The organism is Niabella hirudinis (genome assembly GCF_051201075.1).
GTDB lineage: Bacteria > Bacteroidota > Bacteroidia > Chitinophagales > Chitinophagaceae > Niabella > Niabella hirudinis.
Window position 1 is genome coordinate 395,464 of sequence record NZ_JBPEHJ010000003.1, and the last position, 16,760, is coordinate 412,223.

At 49.1% G+C, this 16,760-nt stretch carries 10 protein-coding genes; all 10 read left to right on the plus strand.

All coding sequences use genetic code 11. The annotated features are described in order from the left end of the window. The first annotated feature begins 10 nt into the window (after positions 1-10). The 10 genes from GGU45_RS08140 to GGU45_RS08185 all read left to right on the plus strand — a co-directional run bounded on the left by GGU45_RS08140 (position 11) and on the right by GGU45_RS08185 (position 16,726). A complete protein-coding gene (locus GGU45_RS08140) occupies positions 11-1,558 on the plus strand; it encodes a RagB/SusD family nutrient uptake outer membrane protein (RefSeq protein WP_435223660.1) in 1,548 nt (515 codons plus the stop codon). An 11-nt stretch (positions 1,559-1,569) separates the two neighbouring features. Further along, positions 1,570-2,307 (plus strand): hypothetical protein, encoded by a 738-nt coding sequence (locus tag GGU45_RS08145; RefSeq protein ID WP_435223662.1) that lies wholly within the window; start codon positions 1,570-1,572, stop codon positions 2,305-2,307. A 20-nt stretch (positions 2,308-2,327) separates the two neighbouring features. Further along, the gene (locus GGU45_RS08150; RefSeq protein ID WP_435223663.1) at positions 2,328-3,953 is read left to right on the plus strand and encodes a DUF5008 domain-containing protein; all 1,626 of its coding nucleotides are present in this window, start codon (positions 2,328-2,330) and stop codon (positions 3,951-3,953) included. A gap of 6 nt (positions 3,954-3,959) precedes the next feature. Then, entirely contained in the window at positions 3,960-5,735 is a 1,776-nt protein-coding gene (locus GGU45_RS08155) for an alkaline phosphatase family protein (RefSeq protein ID WP_435223665.1), read from the plus strand. Between the two features lie 15 nt (positions 5,736-5,750). Continuing rightward, a complete protein-coding gene (locus GGU45_RS08160; protein ID WP_435223666.1) occupies positions 5,751-7,778 on the plus strand; it encodes a M60 family metallopeptidase in 2,028 nt (675 codons plus the stop codon). A gap of 19 nt (positions 7,779-7,797) precedes the next feature. Then, a complete protein-coding gene (locus tag GGU45_RS08165; protein WP_435223668.1) occupies positions 7,798-9,564 on the plus strand; it encodes a hypothetical protein in 1,767 nt (588 codons plus the stop codon). Between the two features lie 886 nt (positions 9,565-10,450). Beyond that, a complete protein-coding gene (locus tag GGU45_RS08170) occupies positions 10,451-13,351 on the plus strand; it encodes a TonB-dependent receptor plug domain-containing protein (RefSeq protein ID WP_435223670.1) in 2,901 nt (966 codons plus the stop codon). 19 nt (positions 13,352-13,370) lie between these two features. Next, positions 13,371-14,921, plus strand: a complete 1,551-nt coding sequence (locus GGU45_RS08175; protein ID WP_435223672.1) for a RagB/SusD family nutrient uptake outer membrane protein — start codon at positions 13,371-13,373, stop codon at positions 14,919-14,921. A gap of 14 nt (positions 14,922-14,935) precedes the next feature. Beyond that, entirely contained in the window at positions 14,936-15,664 is a 729-nt protein-coding gene (locus GGU45_RS08180) for a hypothetical protein (protein WP_435223674.1), read from the plus strand. A gap of 12 nt (positions 15,665-15,676) precedes the next feature. Further along, positions 15,677-16,726, plus strand: a complete 1,050-nt coding sequence (locus GGU45_RS08185; RefSeq protein WP_435223675.1) for a DUF5007 domain-containing protein — start codon at positions 15,677-15,679, stop codon at positions 16,724-16,726. Positions 16,727-16,760 lie beyond the last annotated feature (34 nt).

The following is a 16,760-nucleotide window of genomic DNA, read 5'->3' on the forward strand; positions in this document are numbered from 1 at the left end:
TTTTTCAAAAATGATGAAACAATATTTTTCAAATATACTGCGCCTGTTCATCCTGGTAACCCTGCTAACAGGTTGTAAAAAGTTTTTGAATATTAACCCGCCCAGCAATTTATCCGGTAACAATTTCTGGAGAACAAAGGCCGATGTGGAAGCTTATACCAACGGTAATTATGAGCTGCTGCGCGAAAGTATTACCCGTCCGGATTTAACGGCGCCGGCAGGCACCAATGAATTTCCTTATTTCCTTTTTGCGGGTGATCTGCGGGGCGCACCCGTTATCCGCAATACTGCCTGGAGCCGGGATTATATCGATTGGCTCAAAAATAATGACCTGCGGGCCTTTTTTGCGGATCCAAACGGGTACTGGCAGTTTGATATCTGGAAAATGTATCGTTTTGCCATCTGGGATCAGTTTTATAAGGTAATCGGTTCCGCCAATATTGCGGTAGACCGGGTCCCTTCGATGCCGGATAATGCCTTAGATGAAACAGCTAAGAAGCAATACGTGGCGGAAGCCGTATTCCTCCGCAATTTTGTGTACTTTTTAATGGTGCGCCAGTGGGGCGATGTTATTTATTATACCAAACCCTACCAAACAGATCCCCTGCCCCGTACCAAAATGGTGCAGGTATTAAAAAACTGCGTAGCCGATATGAGCGCCGTGTACCAGGATCTGCCCTGGACTTACGAAAACCCGGTATATGTAGCCGTAAGGGCCATGCGGGGATCGGGCCTGGCGCTGCTCATGCACATGAATATGTGGCTGGCCGCCTTTGATGAAACCAATGCCAATGCCTACTACGAACAAGTGGTAAAATATGGCAAAGAGCTGGTAGAAGAAAACCAGGGCAATTACGAATTATTGCCGCTTTCGCGCACTTCCGAAATCTTTAAAGGACGTTCAAAAGAAGGCTTGTTCGAAATACCTCAAAACAAAAACTATAACGAATCCTTTGGCTGGGGCACTTATTATGATCATACCAAAAAGCCGATCAATAATTTTCAGAGCTCGTCCTATCCCTATATTTTTTATACCAAAAAATTTATGGAGGATATTTATCCGCAAAACATTACGGATAACCGCAAATCGGTATGGTATGATGCGGGTACCATGTATAATGCCAACGCAACCTTCTACATCAAAAAATTCCTGATCAGCGTAGATGAAAACAGTCCGGATAACGCGGCATTTGATGCCAGCCAAACCGTATTCCGCTACTCGGATGCCATCCTGCTTTATGGGGAGGCCCTGGCCAACCTGGGCCGCGATGCGGAGGCCATAGCTATTACCGGCCTGGTACGTGCCCGCGCGGGCGCTCCGCTGCTGGATGGCACCGGGCAAAAGCTCAAAGACCAGATTTACCTGGAGCGGGCCCGCGAGCTGATGGGCGAAGGCCATTGGTGGTTTGACCTGGTACGCACCAAACGGATCCTTGATAATCCTTATGGGTATACCGCCACCCTCTCGCAGTTTTTAAATGGCTGCTGGACCTGGCCCATTAATAAAGATGCCGGGAAAAATAACCCTTACCTCACATTAAATACGTATTGGCAATAAATAGCAGAGTTATGAAAAAGATAGTTATGAAACTGTTTGTATTTTCCTTATTGCTGCTCACCATCGCATGCGGTAAAAAAGATTATTTTGAGGATACCGGCACCCATGTGGGCAGCTTTAACGGTACGGCGCTGCAGTACCTGCAGTCTAAACCCGAATATTTTGATTCGCTGGTAAAAGTGATCAAACTGGCGGGCATGGAGGATCAGTTGAATGCAAAGGACATTACCTTTTTTGCGCCGGCAGATTCATCCATCCGCGATGCGCTCCGCCTGGCTAATATACAACTCGATAATTTAGGTAAACCCCGGATTACAAAACTGGAAGAGATTTCGCCGGCCATCTGGAAAAAGCATCTTTCCAAATACCTGTTCCATTTTTCAAAATCCCTGAATGATTTCAGCCAGATCGATTTTGGCAATATCAATACCTATGCCGGCCAGATGTACCAGTCGGCAGGAGGCGTATCCATGAACATTGGGGCCGTTTACCAGGATGTGTTGTTGCCCCGTAAGGACAACCCTAATGAGTACAACGTTATCAAATATGCGGGGGCGCGTATTCTCACCATCTCTTACCTCACCAGCCCCTTTACCCCCAGGGATGTGGGCACCTGGCGTACCGCCTTTGTTTCTTCCGTTAACATTAAGCCTACCAATGGCTATGTGCACCTGGTAAAAATTGCCGGTCATCAGTTTGGTTTTTCGGATACGGAGTTCTCCACTGATGTAGCTTATTTTAACAACTAACAACCTGAAAACAGATAAAAATGAGATTAAGACAAATACAGTTCCTGGTGCTCTTTGCTGCGGCCATTATTGCCGGGTCCTGCAGTAAGGATGTGAAGCTGGGAGACCCACCTTACCCGGGGAGCGTGGAGCCTGCCTATAAGTTTGGACCAGACAGGCCGGTGCCGGCGCGTACCAATGCCGGCGCCCTGGTTACCTACCAGATTGCGGGGTTAAAGAGCCGGGAGGGAACCTTTAAATTTTTTATCAGTAATGTAGAAGCGGAGATCACCGCAGTAACCGATAATTCGGTTACCGTAAAGGTACCCCTTACCGCTATATCCGGCAATGCCTCTATATTGATTGACGGAAACTACGTTTTTGGTCCCAACCTTACCATCTTAGGCGATGTGGAAGTAGATCCCGGGTTTTCGGTGTCGGGCACCCGTTCCAACGGAAGCATATTGGGGATTTCGATGGTTAGCAATACCAATTTTTATTTATACGGAAGGTTCAGCAACTATGCGGGCATTGGTACTACCCAGGTTCCCCTGCGGGGCATCGTAAAGATTGATGCCGATGGAGACATTGTGGGTGCCGTGGGTAATCATACGCTTTCGGGCGCCATCCAGGGAAATGTAAACTTCCTGCAGCAGCTCAGCACCGGCGAATATATTGTGGGCGGCGGCTTCTCTGCCTTTGATACGGTGCCCAATGTAAACGGCCTGGCCAGGCTGAGCAGCACCGGCATTTTACAAACCCGCGTGGTGGATGTGGTAAACCCGGATCCCATCAACGACCCGGGCGCCGATAAGGACACCGTTTCTGCACTAAACGCCGGTGTAAGCGGTGGCGATGTGCTGCGCGCCTTTGAAACCGATGACCAGGGCCTGATCGTAATCGGCAATTTTGAAGGCTATATTTCTACTTTTTACGATAACTCTACCAAGAGCAGTCCCTATTTTGATAATATACTGGCACCCGGCGCCTTTAAGGTGTTTAATGACGGAACCTATGATTCTACCTTCAATTATGACTATGCCACTAAAAGAGGCCGCAGCGGTCCCAACGGAAAAATACTGGATGCCATCCAGCTGCCCGAAGGCGATGTAATTATGGTGGGTAATTTTACCACCTACAACGGTACGGCGGCCAATCGTATTGTACGGCTGGGAGTGGCCGATGGAAAGGTAAATGCCGCATTCAGCAGCCTGGGCGGCGCCAATGGTATTATTAATACCGTAAAGTATAATGAAAATACCGGCAAAATTATGCTGGCGGGTACCTTTAGCCGGTATAATGATGTGGCGGTAAACGGGGTGGTGATGATTAACCCCGATGGCAGTATCGACAACAGCTTTCAATTTAAGGCCATTGAAGGAGGTATTGTCAATTTTGCAGCGCAGATCAATCACCATGGATTTATTATCGTGTCGGGATCCTTTACTCATTACGGCGGCCAGGTGCGCCCGGGTTTGGCCATTCTGAACCCCAATGGCGAGCTGGCTTCAGGGTTTAATAATTTTGGACTATTCAGGGGAAGCATTTCCAACGTGCTGGAAGTAAACTCAGCAAGCGGCCTGCCATCCCTGTTCCTGACGGGTTTATTTGACCGGTACGACAACCTGGAAGTGGGCAACTTTTTGAAATTGAATTTTAAAAACTAACAAGGCATGCATCTACAAAAAACAATAGGAAAATTAGGTTTCGGGCTTTTTTGTTGCTTCCTGCTGGCGGCTTGTAATAAAACCTTCGACAACGGATTAAAAAGCGCCGAAGAAAATGATCCTCCTGCTCAAAAAGTAAGTAAAGTGCTTTTTGTAATGGCGGATGGCCTGGTGGGCACTGAAATAAAACAGATCAACCCGCCAACGCTTTCATCAATGGTAAATAACGCCATCTATTCTTATAATAGTATCAATAGTATTACCGATGATAGCATCACCAACGAAAAGGGCTGGGCTACCTTATTAACGGGGGTTACCAGCAGCAAACACCAGGTAATAAATAATCTTACAGATCCCAACGACCTGGCACATTACCCCACGCTGCTTACCCGGATAAAAGCGGCCGGCACCGGTATCAAATCCGTAAGCATTGCTACCAACCAGGCTTTTAGCGATGTATTGCAACGCGATGCCGATGAAAAATTTGTGTTTGCCGCCAATGATGAGCAGGCAAGCGCAAAAGCAACGGATGTGCTGGCGCAAACCACCGCCGGGCTGGTAATGGTGCAGTTGGGCGGAGCGGATGCAGCAGGCCGGCAGTATGGATATGCTGCAGGTGTAAGCCAGTATACCCAGGCCGTAGCAAAAATAGATGGTTACATCAGTCAGTTTTTAAACACCTTAAAAAACCGGGGCAACTATGATAATGAAAACTGGCTGGTAGTGGTGGCCTCCAATAAAGGAAGCAACCAGCGCTTTACCCCCACTGTTGGCACATGGAATGCTTTTGATGATGCCATGCATAATAATTTTATCGTATTTTATAACCCCCGGTTTTTAACCAGCCCAAGCTCAAGGCCTGTAGGCATCTTACCCTATACCGGCCAAACGCCCGCGTATACGATAGCAGGATCCCAGCCCACCAATAATGGCGGCTACGTACCGGATGCACAGCTGGGCAGCCTGATGGATTTTGGACCCGGCAGCGAATTTACCATGCAGTGTAAAATTAAACTGCCTGCGGGTACTACCAGGAGTTACCCCTCGTTTTTAGGAAAGCGCAATACGTTTAATACCGGCGCTACTAATGCGGGCTTCCTGTTTTTCCTGGAAGGCGCTTATTGGGGTATGAACGTAAATGGCGGCGGAAGTAATATGCAGTCTATGGGAACCGATATCAATGATGGCAAATGGCATACCCTTACCGCCGTGGTGCGCAATGAATCCGATGGCGTACGCAGGGTAGTGGCTTATACTGATGGCGCCCGCACCACCAAGGTGACCAATACGGTGGCGGCCTCGGTAGATTTTTCCAATAATGTCGATTTTACAGTGGGATGGAGAGATGGCGGCGGCGGCAGCCAGCTTGCCGGTGTAAATATTACGGATATCAGGGTGTACAATACCGCCCTTTCAGAGGCCTATATTGGCTCTAACTTTTGTAAAACGGATGCGGCTGCTACCGACCCTTATAGAAACAACATGGTAGGTTTTTGGCCCAATACCTCTTTGGGATTTTTTATCAATGAATCGAAATGGATCTCGCCCGATTTTACCGGAAGAGGCAACCACATGATTCAGAAAAGCGGGCCGGCAACCATCTCGTTTTATGAAACTTCCAATCTGATTTGCCCCCCGGTGTCAGTTGCCATGTATGAAGCGGTACCCAATAGTGTAGATGTAACATCGCAGATTTTTGCATGGCTCGGCATATCGCCGGCATCAGATTGGGGCCTTGACGGAAAAGGCTGGATTCCGAAATATATTGATGTAGAGAATTAATAAAAGATAGTAGCGATGAAACGAAATCATATTTGGGCCATAGCGCTCGGTGTAGTTGCGGTTTTGGGATCTTCCTGCCAGAAAGCTACGGTAGATGTAGACAACGGCTTTGATGTGGCCAGGGACTCCACCCACACGCCGGTGGAGCCTTCCGGCAACGGCACCAATACCAGCAAGTACGCACAGGCACGGATCTTTCCGGGCCTGGTTTGCAGCGATGAGCCAAGGATTACCACCACGGTAAGTATGAATCTTAAGTATTTTGATGTGGACCAGGTTCTGAGGGTGTCGGTGCCGCCGGCCCCCCAGTTTAGTACCGGCCTATATGCTGCCCCGGGAGAACTGGTAGAAGTAACCGTGCCGGACAATATGTACTCTCTCTCGCTCCAGATTGGAGCCTGGACGGATAACCTTACCGCGCTCAGTGCCACCGGGCCCATTAACCGCGACCCCGTTATTGTATCGCGGGTACAGCTGGCGCCGGGCAAAAACCAGGTAAGAAATTTATACGGCGGCCATATCTATATTGTTCCCAATGTGGCGATGGACCAGCCCGTTAATATCAGTTTTGCAAACGTGGTAAAATCGCCTGACTATATCATGGGGCAAACAAGCGTGGCCGATTGGCAGGCGGCCATAAAAAAATCCTGCGTTCCCTGGCTGGAGCTGCGGGGCAAATACACCATCTTTACCGTACCCCGGGAGTATTGTCTTATGAGCCCGGTGCAAGACCCGGAAGGGCTGCTGCGGGAATGGGATGAGGTGATGAAGCAGGATTTTTATGGCTGGCAGGGCCTGAGCGAAAACCCGGCCGACCCCATCGACCAGTCGCCGGTACTGCCCGCCCGCATTGTACTGGACAATAACCCCGTAGTAGGTTATGGACACAATGGGTTCCCGGTGGTGGCTTTTATGGATATGAACTGGTTTGTATTTTCTGCCGATCTGCGCAACCTGATGGAATCCAAAACCTGGGGCACTCACCACGAGTTAGGGCATAACAACCAGCAGGGCTGGTGGTCCTGGAGCTCACTGGGCGAGGTAACCAATAACCTCTTTATTTACAAAACAGCTAAAAGGCATTCCTTCACCAACCCTTCGGCCTGGCCGGCCCTGCATGATATCAATGCGGCAGCAGGGCGCTTCGATAACCTGGCCTCTACCTTTGCAAAAGCGCTCAGTTTCTCCGCCTCAACAACCGCCAACAAGGATTTTGACAAGGCATCGGATCCCATCCTTGGTGATGATCCCTTTGCGCGGCTTACGCCTTTTTTACAGCTGTTTGAAAAAATTCCTGCCAATTATAATGGCAACGGCAGGGCCGATGGCTGGGGCTTCTTTCCCTACCTGTACAGCCAAACCCGCCGCGCCGTACGCACACCGGCCGGCGACCTGGGCAAGCATGATTATTTTTATGAAATGCTCAGCGATTATGTAAAGGCTGATTTCCAGCTCTTCTTTAAGGCATGGGGTATCCAGATAAGTGATTTAACGAGGAATCGCGTGGCTGCAAAATATGATCCTTTTCCCTATGATATCTGGAATTACAATCCTGCAACAAAAACAGGCGGAGATAAAGATGTATTCTTCATTCCCAGCGCCTGGTCGGTAATCAGCTTTAGCTCTGATCATTCCGAAGGAAGGGTGGGCAACCTGATTGATGATAATCTGACTACCTACTGGCATACACAGTATGGCCCCACCATTCCGCCGCCGCATTTTGCCGTTATTGATTTGAAAAAGGCATTGACATTTTCTAAAGTGGCCATGGCGCACCGGCCTAACGGATCGGGTACCAGCAGGCCTATCAAGAATATTTATGTGGATTATAGCACGGATAATGTAAACTGGACGCCGGCGCCCCTTTCTAACTCCTCGGCCGATGGCAACTATATTGTAACGCAGAACATACAGGGGTTGCAAACCTTCAACCTGGACGCCCCCGTTACGGCAAGGTATGTAAGAGTAAGGGTACCCAGCAGAAACGATATGTTTGCTCCGGATGACCTGGCCTGCCTGGCAGAATTCAGGGTGGTTAAATAAACTTTAATGATTGATGATTATGGCTAATAAATACAACATATTATACGTTTTACTGGTAACCTTTTTTATAGGATTATTTTCAGCCTCCTGTAAAAAATACCCGGATAATCCGCCCTATTTCCAGGAGATAGACTCCCTGCGTCCGCCGCCCAACCGCAAAGTGCTGGTTATTGGCGTGGATGGTTTTGCCTCCGGGCCCACACAGGCTATTGCCCCGGCCAAGCTGATGGCCCTGCTGCAAAAAAGCAAGTACAGCTGGGATGAAATTTCGGACCGTCCTTCTAATTCTGCCACGGCATGGAAAACGCTTACCTCGGCGGTACAGTCGTCTACACACGATATCATCGACAGCAGTTTTATACCCACCCAAACAGGCGATAACGAGCACCAGGTTATAAAAAGGTACCCTTCCATTTTTAACCTGCTGTTAAGCTCTACCAAACCCGAAATTACTACCGGGTTTATCGGACGCTGGAGCAAGATTCCCGAGTTTTTAATTCCGGAGGTTGACAATCCGCTGGTGCTGAACACCGACCAGGCGGTAAAAGATTCGCTGGTTGGCCGTTTGAAGGCTGCCGAAGCAGCTGATCTTACACTGGTGCAGTTTTCGGATCCGGTGCAGGCGGGTATCCAGGGTGGCTTTACAGCTACCGCAGCGCCCTATAAGGCGGCCATCGAAAAGCTGGCCGATAACCTGGATGAAATTATCAATACCTTAAAAGCGCGCCCCGGCTATAACACATCGGAAGAATGGCTGGTGATCATTACCGGCACAAACGGAGGCGTTAACAACAGTTATGCAAACGGAACCGTTCCGGAACGGGCAGTACCGGTAATTTATTATAACGAACGGTTTAAACCCCTGGAGTTTTCGGCACAGGGCATTAACCTGAATGTGACGGTAAACAATGCCTCCGGTAATGTAATCAGGGCCAAACTGGATGACGATGCCTCGGGCCTGTTTAATTTCGGCCTTCAAACTTATGGGCAGCCGGAGTATACCGTTCAGTTTAAAATGAACACCACCAGCGGCGCCAGTTACCCGGTGTTCTTCTCCAAGTCGGGCCCGTCACTGGGCGATGCTACCGGCTTTGCTATCTTCTTAACCGGAGGCTCGGGCTCCTGGCAGCTCAACCTTGGTAACCGGCGCATGCAGAAGCAGTTTATCAAAATTAATGACGGGGAATGGCATACCTGTACCTTCGTAATATATGATAGTATTAACAGTTCAGGAGCTAAAAAGCGCTGGGTAAAGCGTTTTACGGACGGCAAACGGATAGAACCCGATGATGTAAGCCGGGATATTACCAATTTTAACCTCAACAACACCCGTTCTGTAATTTTGGGTTTTGCGGATTTTACCAGTGGCGGTAACACGGGTGCGGCGCCCATCAACTTCCAGGATATAGCACTTTACCAAACTGCGCTTACGGATGAAGAAGTAGCCGCAACAACCTGTGCCGCTGGCATGAAAGCATTTCCGCAACAGGATAAGCTTATTGGGTTCTGGCCCTGCAATGATGGTTTTCAAACCCAGTTTGCTAATACGGTAAACCAGGCGCAACCCTTTAATATATCGGGAAATTTTTCCTGGCTCAATTTGGGTAAAACCCATTGCTCCATGCCCCCGCCTACACCCAAGCCGGGTACGGTTCAAACACAATTGCAGGTGCCGGATATTGCGCGCCAGCTCTTTTACTGGATGGGTATAACGGTACCCAATTCCTGGGGCATCAGCGGTACTATGTGGCTGGATCAATACGAAACAGAATTTTACCGGCAATAAGGTAGAGCCGTTATTGCATGTTTATTGCGGGCGTTTGAAACAATTGTTTTGAACGCCCGCTTTTTTTAGCAAAGGGTTTTTGTCCACCCCCCTTCAGATGCGGGCGGGCCCTTGTTATTGTTTTCTGTTCCCCCGCCAGCGGGGGACAATGAAATTTTCTTTTATCGCAGAACCAAAGAAGGCCACGAACTAAAGGCGGCTGCACTATCCCCCGCTGCCTGCCCTGAGTTTACTCGAAGGGGCGGGGGCTGGGTTTTAGCAATAAGGGAGATTGAAAATGGGGGTGGATTCCCACAAATGAATCAGTTAAATTGCGCCCAGCATTTGTTAAAATCCGGTTATTTAACAGATCCTGGGTTTTTTATTTTTGTTGCAGTTCTTGTTTTATAAATGGCTGGGGGGCTATTATTTTTTTTCGGAATAAAAACGTTTGAAAAGTTAAGTTAAAAGATATTTTTTCAGGTCAATTTTTTGCGTTACTTAACAGTTACTGAACCGTTTGCATAAAATTTTCTTAAAATAAAACTCTTAATGCAATCGGTTGCACGGAAAAAAAATATTTTTAAATCCAAAATTGCCCCTATCTTAGGCAAAGAATTGTGTAAAGCACAATTTATTAAATCAAACAGAGCTAAAATAGAGAATGAACAGGTTGTTTGCCAAATGCACGGTGCGCTTGTAATCGTGTTTTCCCTGTGATGCGTCATGTTTGAGCATTATTGATCAAAGCAATTTTATTGCCGGTGTATGCCCGGTTTGCCTGAAAGGCAATGGGTTTGCAATGGGCGGGGTAGGGGTATATTGTTTATAACCAAATTATACATAACATATGAGGATCGGGTTTATAGGTAATTTGAGAAAGGGACTGTTACTAACGGTATGGCTGATGGCTTACTGTGTTGTGTTTGCACAGGAGGACTCAACGGCTGCTGCCGGGGATAGCATAAAACTAAAGGCAACTGTTGGTATAACAATTGCCGCCGTTGATGCCGATTCTTCGGACATCTCCATCAATAAAGTGCCGCTTAAATTTATTCAGAAGCAACCGTACGTGTCGGTGCAGCAAATGCTTAAAGGCAATGTAGCGGGTGTTTACATACAGGAGCCCAGCGGTGAGCCCGGTACAGAGCAAAATATCTTTGTACATGGTATTGGCGCGCCCCTGCTGAATAAAAAAGATCTGTTTGAACAGCAGGCAACCGTTTTTGTAAACGGCATCCCCCTCATAAGGGAAAACCCCTTTGCCTATGAGGTTCAGAAATTTGATATTAACCGGATCGGGCCAGCCACCAACCTGTATTCGATCCTGAATGCCGATAATATCAAGTCAATAGAAGTCATTAAGGACCCGGCCTCACTGGGCTTCCTGGGTCCGATGGGCGCCAATGGCGCCATCTGGATCACTACGGAGAATGCACGCCCCGGCAAAAGCAGCTTCAGCGTAAATGCCTATACAGGAATTGTACCGGCGGAGAAAGTGACGCCGCTGAACGCGAACTACGAAAACGAATTCCGGATGCCGTTTTACGACCGCTATGCCACTATTAACGATCGCCTGAGATACCCCGCCTTTTTAAGGGATTCCACCAATGCCAATTATTATGGTCCTTCGGACTGGACGGATCTGTATTATAAAAACACACCTGTGTATGCCGCGGATTTTAGCCTGAGCGGTGGGGTAGAAAGAGCCAATTTCCGGTTCTTCGGAAGCGCCATGAAGAATGCATCGGATGTGGACAACACTTCGCTGTCGCGCTATGCGGGGTCCTTTTTCATTAATGTAGCCCCCATAAAATGGCTGATGGTTTCCAGTATGATCAACTTTACCCGCCTCTCCAGGGAACGTAACCGCAATATCCGCGATCGCATCGCCGAACAGGGTTATATCCCCGATCTGACCAACCCGCTTACCCCCAATAAAACCCTTTACGGTGCTTACCTGGGAGAGTTTGATAAAGTGGTGGACGACAATATTACCAATAGTATACAGGGCTACCTGGCCTTAACGGCCAATATCGGCAAAGTGAATTACGATGGGCGCCTGGCCTTTGACTATAATGAAAATATGCGGGATGCCTTTTGGCCCACCACCCTGCTGGAGGAAAACAATTTTGTATCCGGCTATTTTGGCTATAACCAGCGGGTACTGCTCTCCAATACCCTGGGTTATACCTTTGATATTGCTCCCAAACAATCCCTCACCATCAAGGGCGGACAAAGCGTTACAACTGATGTAAACAAGTATGAGTACGCTTCCGGCTTTAAGGGCCCCAATGATTTTATCAAGATCAATATGGTGAACGGTGATGGCGGCGCCAGTGACTACCTGCTTCCCAAGGGGTTCCGGGTTAAATACTACCCGGCCCGGATGGAATCGGCGCTGGTGTCCTTTTTTGGAAACGCGATATGGAAAATGGGAGATGCATTTAGCTTTAACGGGATCGTACGGCATGACGGATCTTCCTTTATGCAGCCAGACAGCCGCTGGTTTACCAGCTATAGCGGCGCGCTGGAGTGGAACCTGACCGAAAACCTGCTTACGCCCGGCAATACGCTCAGCGCTTTAAAGATGAACCTTTCCTGGGGCCGGCTGGGTAAATTACTTTCAGACGACCGCTTTTCCGGAGGAGCTATTTACCGGGTAGATATGGGCTGGAGCGGTGAGCCGGCCATGGGCTCCTATGTAGGCATACCGGGTCTTACAAGGCCCTATACCAGTGGATGGGTAGGATACGGCATGCCCTGGGCCTATAACGAAAAACTGATGCTGGGTTTAAACGCGGCATTGCTGAACAACCGGGTGCAGGCCGGTATTGCGGTGTATAACCGGGATGATAAGCAAACATTGCTTCCCATACCCGTAGCCTCCGAGTGGGGCTACACCGGGGTGTATAAACCCGGGCTGGTAGTTAATAATAAAGGACTGGATCTTTCGGTAAATGCCAGCATCCTGAACGAAAAAGCCGGAAAGCTGGGCTGGGTTTTTAATGCCAATTTAAATTATAACCGCAACGAGGTAACGGCGCTGCCGGATGGTTTGCAGGAGCTGGTGCTGGGTAGCAGTAAACTCCAAACAGGAAAGCCGGTAGATGCCTTCTGGATGTTTGAAAACAACGGGATCTATAACAGCGATAATGAAGTGCCGCTGAACCCTAATACCAACCAACCCATGAGCTACCGGGGCATGACGCTGAAGGCCGGCGACCCGCGCTGGAAGGATCAGAACAATGATTATGTGATCGATGAAAAGGATAAAGTGCTGGCCGGAAATTATATGCCCAAACTTTCCGGGGGCTTTGGAAGTACATTGACCCACGGAGCCTTTAACCTGGATTTCCAGTTCTATTATGTAGGCGGGCGCAATGTGCTGAACCAGTATGCGGCCAACCGGCTGGATTTTGTAAACGTGGAGGCCAACAACAATATCAACTCTGTAAAAGAGATCACCTTCTGGGAAAAAAAGATGGACCTCTCCGGTTATCCGCAGTACAATCCCTGGAGCTCCGTGCTGCCTTACCGGGCAGACCAGGACCTGTTCCTGGATAATGCTTCCTTCCTCAAACTCCGGACCGTATCGCTGGGCTATGATTTTTCAAAAGCCAGGAATCATTCAAAGCTTTTTGAAAAATTCAGGCAAAGCCTGGTGTACATTACCGGTACCAACCTGCTGACGTTTACAAAATTCAAAGGCGATGATCCCGAACTGGCAGATTACAATGGGATATATACCGGTTTTGGATTGCGGATGCCCCGCTCGGTGATCGTTGGGTTCAGGTTAAATTTTTAAAAAGATTAAAAACATCGGAATGTTATATAAGCTGAAATTTGTTTTTACGGCAGTACTCTTTGGCAGTCTCCTGTTTTCCTGCAATAAGCTGCTCGACAAAAAATCATCGCGCATCGCTGATGAGGCGGGCTCCTGGCAAAGCTTTGAAAATGCGCGGAGCGGTCTTATCGGAATTTATGGCCTCTTTCGCGCGGCACTGGCCGATAATAATGCCCACTGGATGTGGGGCGAGCTAAGGGCAGGCGATTTCAGATCGGTATCCCGGCAGGATCTGAAAGCGGTGGTAGACGGGGAGTTGACAGCGGCCTATCCCTTACTGGAGAATGTAGCCAACTGGCGCCGGCTTTATGCGGTGATCAATGCGGCCAATGTCTTTATTGAGCGGGTGGAAGGATGCCTGGCAGACAAGCGGTATACCGAGGCCTATTATAAATTAGATGTGGCGCAGGCCCGGGCGCTGCGCGCCTTCGCCTATTTTTATATGGTGCGCATCTGGGGCGATGTGCCGTTTACGACCTCTTCGGGCGATGGCGGCAATTTTGAAGCCCTGCCGCGTACCGACAAAAACGAGATCCTTTCCTTTGCGGAACAGGAGCTGATTGCCGCTGCAGACAACCTGCCCTATATTTATTCAGGATCCGATCCGGAGCAGAAATTTCCGCCCAACTATTATGGTTATGGCCAAAGCCAGTGGCTGAATGCTCCTGTTACCCGCCTGGCAGCCTATGCCCTGCTGGCCCATATTGCCGCCTGGAAGGGGCAGTATACAGAAGTGGTGATCTATACCGACTTTATTGAGAGCAATTTTTCTAAGAGCAATGTTTCCGCCAGTTCCGTAGCCTTTGTTACATCGCCTACCGGACTTTTTTCGGGCGATGCCACCGATAACTACCGGCAGATACTGGGTTTCCGGTTTCCAAAGAACCAAAAGGAAACCACCATCTCCGGCCATATTGAACAACTCACACTGGCCAATACGGTGAATTTTACCATGTCGAAACAGCTGCCGGATATCTATGTGCCCAAGGATGTGATTGCCGAGCTGTTTCCCTCCGCCGCCGGTAATGATGACCGGTTTGGTTATGATAACCGCTATACGCCGCCCCTGCTTTATACCACTTATTTTGAAAATTACAACGCGGAGATCCCTGTTTTCAAAAAGATAAGGGTGGCGGATGGTGGTACGGGTACCGGCGATTATGCGGTATTTAACTCTTCCATTATTTTTACCCGCCTGGAGGAGCTGCGGCTGTTGAGGGCAGAGGCCTATGCCGCCATCGGCGACCAGGGAACAGCGCTTTCCATCTTAAACGGTATAAGAAGCAACCGGAATCTGAAGGGCGTTTCACTTTCGGAAAATGGCGATGTGCTGAAAGATATTTTTGATGAGCGCCGCCGGGAGCTGATGGGAGAAGGCTGGCGCTGGTATGATATTGTAAGGTACAACCGCATCCGCAGGAATAACCCGGAATTTAATAAGCTCCTCGATAACGATGGTATTTACTGGCCTGTTGCCCAGGATGTGCTGAACCGGAACCCCGATCTGAAACAAAATACCTACTGGAAATAAAAAATTGTAAGACAATGAAGGATCTGCTGTATACATTTTTGAAGCCCAAAAGAGCGGCCTGGCTGCTGTTGCTGGCACTGGGCCTGGGGTATGCCGGCTGTACAAAAACGGATAACCGCTACCGCGATGATCAGCCAACAGCGGGCAAATTTGCCGGCACCGCTTACGAGTACCTGCAATCGCAGCCCGGTCTTTATGATTCCATGCTGCTGGCCATCAGCCGGATCAACGGCCTTAGCGATACGCTCAAAACAGAGAATCTTACGCTGTTTGCGGTTAATAACCGGAGCTTTTCGCTGGCCATCGGCAATATTAATATAGCCCGGAGAGATTCAGTGCCCCAAATGCCGCCGGTTTCCATCGCCAGCATGGACCCCGTTGTGCTGGATACTTTTTTATGCCGCTATATGGTTAAAGACAAACATCATTCCGCAGACCTGCGGCATACTACCGATGGTATTTTCCTGCCCACGGTAAAATACAATTTCGATATGCAGCTGCAGCTGGGATACTCCGATGCTTCGGGATACGTGGGCGGAGGTCCGCTTTCCATTATCTTCAGCTACCCCGGTTCCGACAGTACCAAAAAGATCTTTACCCGTTACTGGACCCGTGTAAACACGATGGTGGTAGATATTGAAGCATCCAACGCGGTGATCAACCTGCTACCCCCCGGCCATGATTTTGGTTTCGGATCCGATTTTGTAAGGGCCATGAACCGGAGAGACCCGATCATTAATTAACCAGCAATCATCATGACACAAGAAAGATATATGTACAGAAAACTAACATTCGCATATTGGACGGGCCTGGCGGCATTGGCGCTGTTGGCAGTGTCGTGCGGTAAGAACCTGCCGGAGGAAAGAGAGAATGTAGGAGACAATAGCCGCTTTACCACACCCGTGTTTCAGCCGGTGTTAGGGCGCACTACTTTTTACCAGGATAACTTTTTTAAGGGAGCCACTACCTTCCCGTCTACCTTTAAGATCGTGAACGCGCGGCGCTGGAATGGCCTGCCGGCGCCGGAGCTTACCGACGTTTTCCCCGTAAAAATATGGAAGGCGGCTTATGATGGCAACGAAAAATCAGTAGCCGAAATTGAAGCGAAAAGAGAGATCCAGTACCGGCCGCTTTTTGATATCGGGGAACATAGCGGTACCATCACCATGTGGTCCGAGTCGAGGGCCGCGCTGATCAAACCCCAGCCGGATTCCGGTTACCGTTTTGATGTGGAATTATCCAACTCCGGCGGGCGAAAGTACTTCAGGGACCTGAAGCTGCAGCCTTTTTATGAGCGGCCCTTTGAGCCCTCCAACCGCGATGCCATTACCGGCCAGCCCGTACGCAATGGTGTATACCCCACCCGTATCAATATAAAGGGCACCACCAAGGACCGGTACCTGGCGCCTTTTGATATCCAGGTCTATATCCGTAAGGTAGACCGGCCGGATCTTTCGGGCAATACGCTCACCTTCCGGTTCCTGGATACCCTTTTTAAACCCATCGATCCTGCCCGTTTTGCTACCACCGACTGGGAGCACCTGGTGCACGGGTTTAATATGCGCAAGACGGCCACCGAGGTTACCTATGATGTAGCCTACCCGCTGCCGGCCATCAGCTTACCCACCCGGTATACAACCCCCGCCGGCGACCGGGCACAGGTACGGTTTTCCTTTAACCGCCTTGGATTTGGCGGTTTTGCAGACAACGGTTTGCTGGGCCTCGACTTTGCTATTTATGAGCCCGGAAACTGGGAGATCGTATTTGCGTTTATAACGGATAATCCAAAATTTGACAACGATTAATTTCAGGATATGCACAGGATGTTGATGAGCATTA

Bases quoted from the DNA above. Each gene is read 5' to 3' on its own strand.
- GGU45_RS08140 (WP_435223660.1), top strand. From the start codon at position 11: ATGATGAAACAATATTTTTCAAATATACTGCGCCTGTTCATCCTGGTA.
- GGU45_RS08145 (WP_435223662.1), top strand. From the start codon at position 1,570: ATGAAAAAGATAGTTATGAAACTGTTTGTATTTTCCTTATTGCTGCTC.
- GGU45_RS08150 (WP_435223663.1), top strand. From the start codon at position 2,328: ATGAGATTAAGACAAATACAGTTCCTGGTGCTCTTTGCTGCGGCCATT.
- GGU45_RS08155 (WP_435223665.1), top strand. From the start codon at position 3,960: ATGCATCTACAAAAAACAATAGGAAAATTAGGTTTCGGGCTTTTTTGT.
- GGU45_RS08160 (WP_435223666.1), top strand. From the start codon at position 5,751: ATGAAACGAAATCATATTTGGGCCATAGCGCTCGGTGTAGTTGCGGTT.
- GGU45_RS08165 (WP_435223668.1), top strand. From the start codon at position 7,798: ATGGCTAATAAATACAACATATTATACGTTTTACTGGTAACCTTTTTT.
- GGU45_RS08170 (WP_435223670.1), top strand. From the start codon at position 10,451: ATGGCTTACTGTGTTGTGTTTGCACAGGAGGACTCAACGGCTGCTGCC.
- GGU45_RS08175 (WP_435223672.1), top strand. From the start codon at position 13,371: ATGTTATATAAGCTGAAATTTGTTTTTACGGCAGTACTCTTTGGCAGT.
- GGU45_RS08180 (WP_435223674.1), top strand. From the start codon at position 14,936: ATGAAGGATCTGCTGTATACATTTTTGAAGCCCAAAAGAGCGGCCTGG.
- GGU45_RS08185 (WP_435223675.1), top strand. From the start codon at position 15,677: ATGACACAAGAAAGATATATGTACAGAAAACTAACATTCGCATATTGG.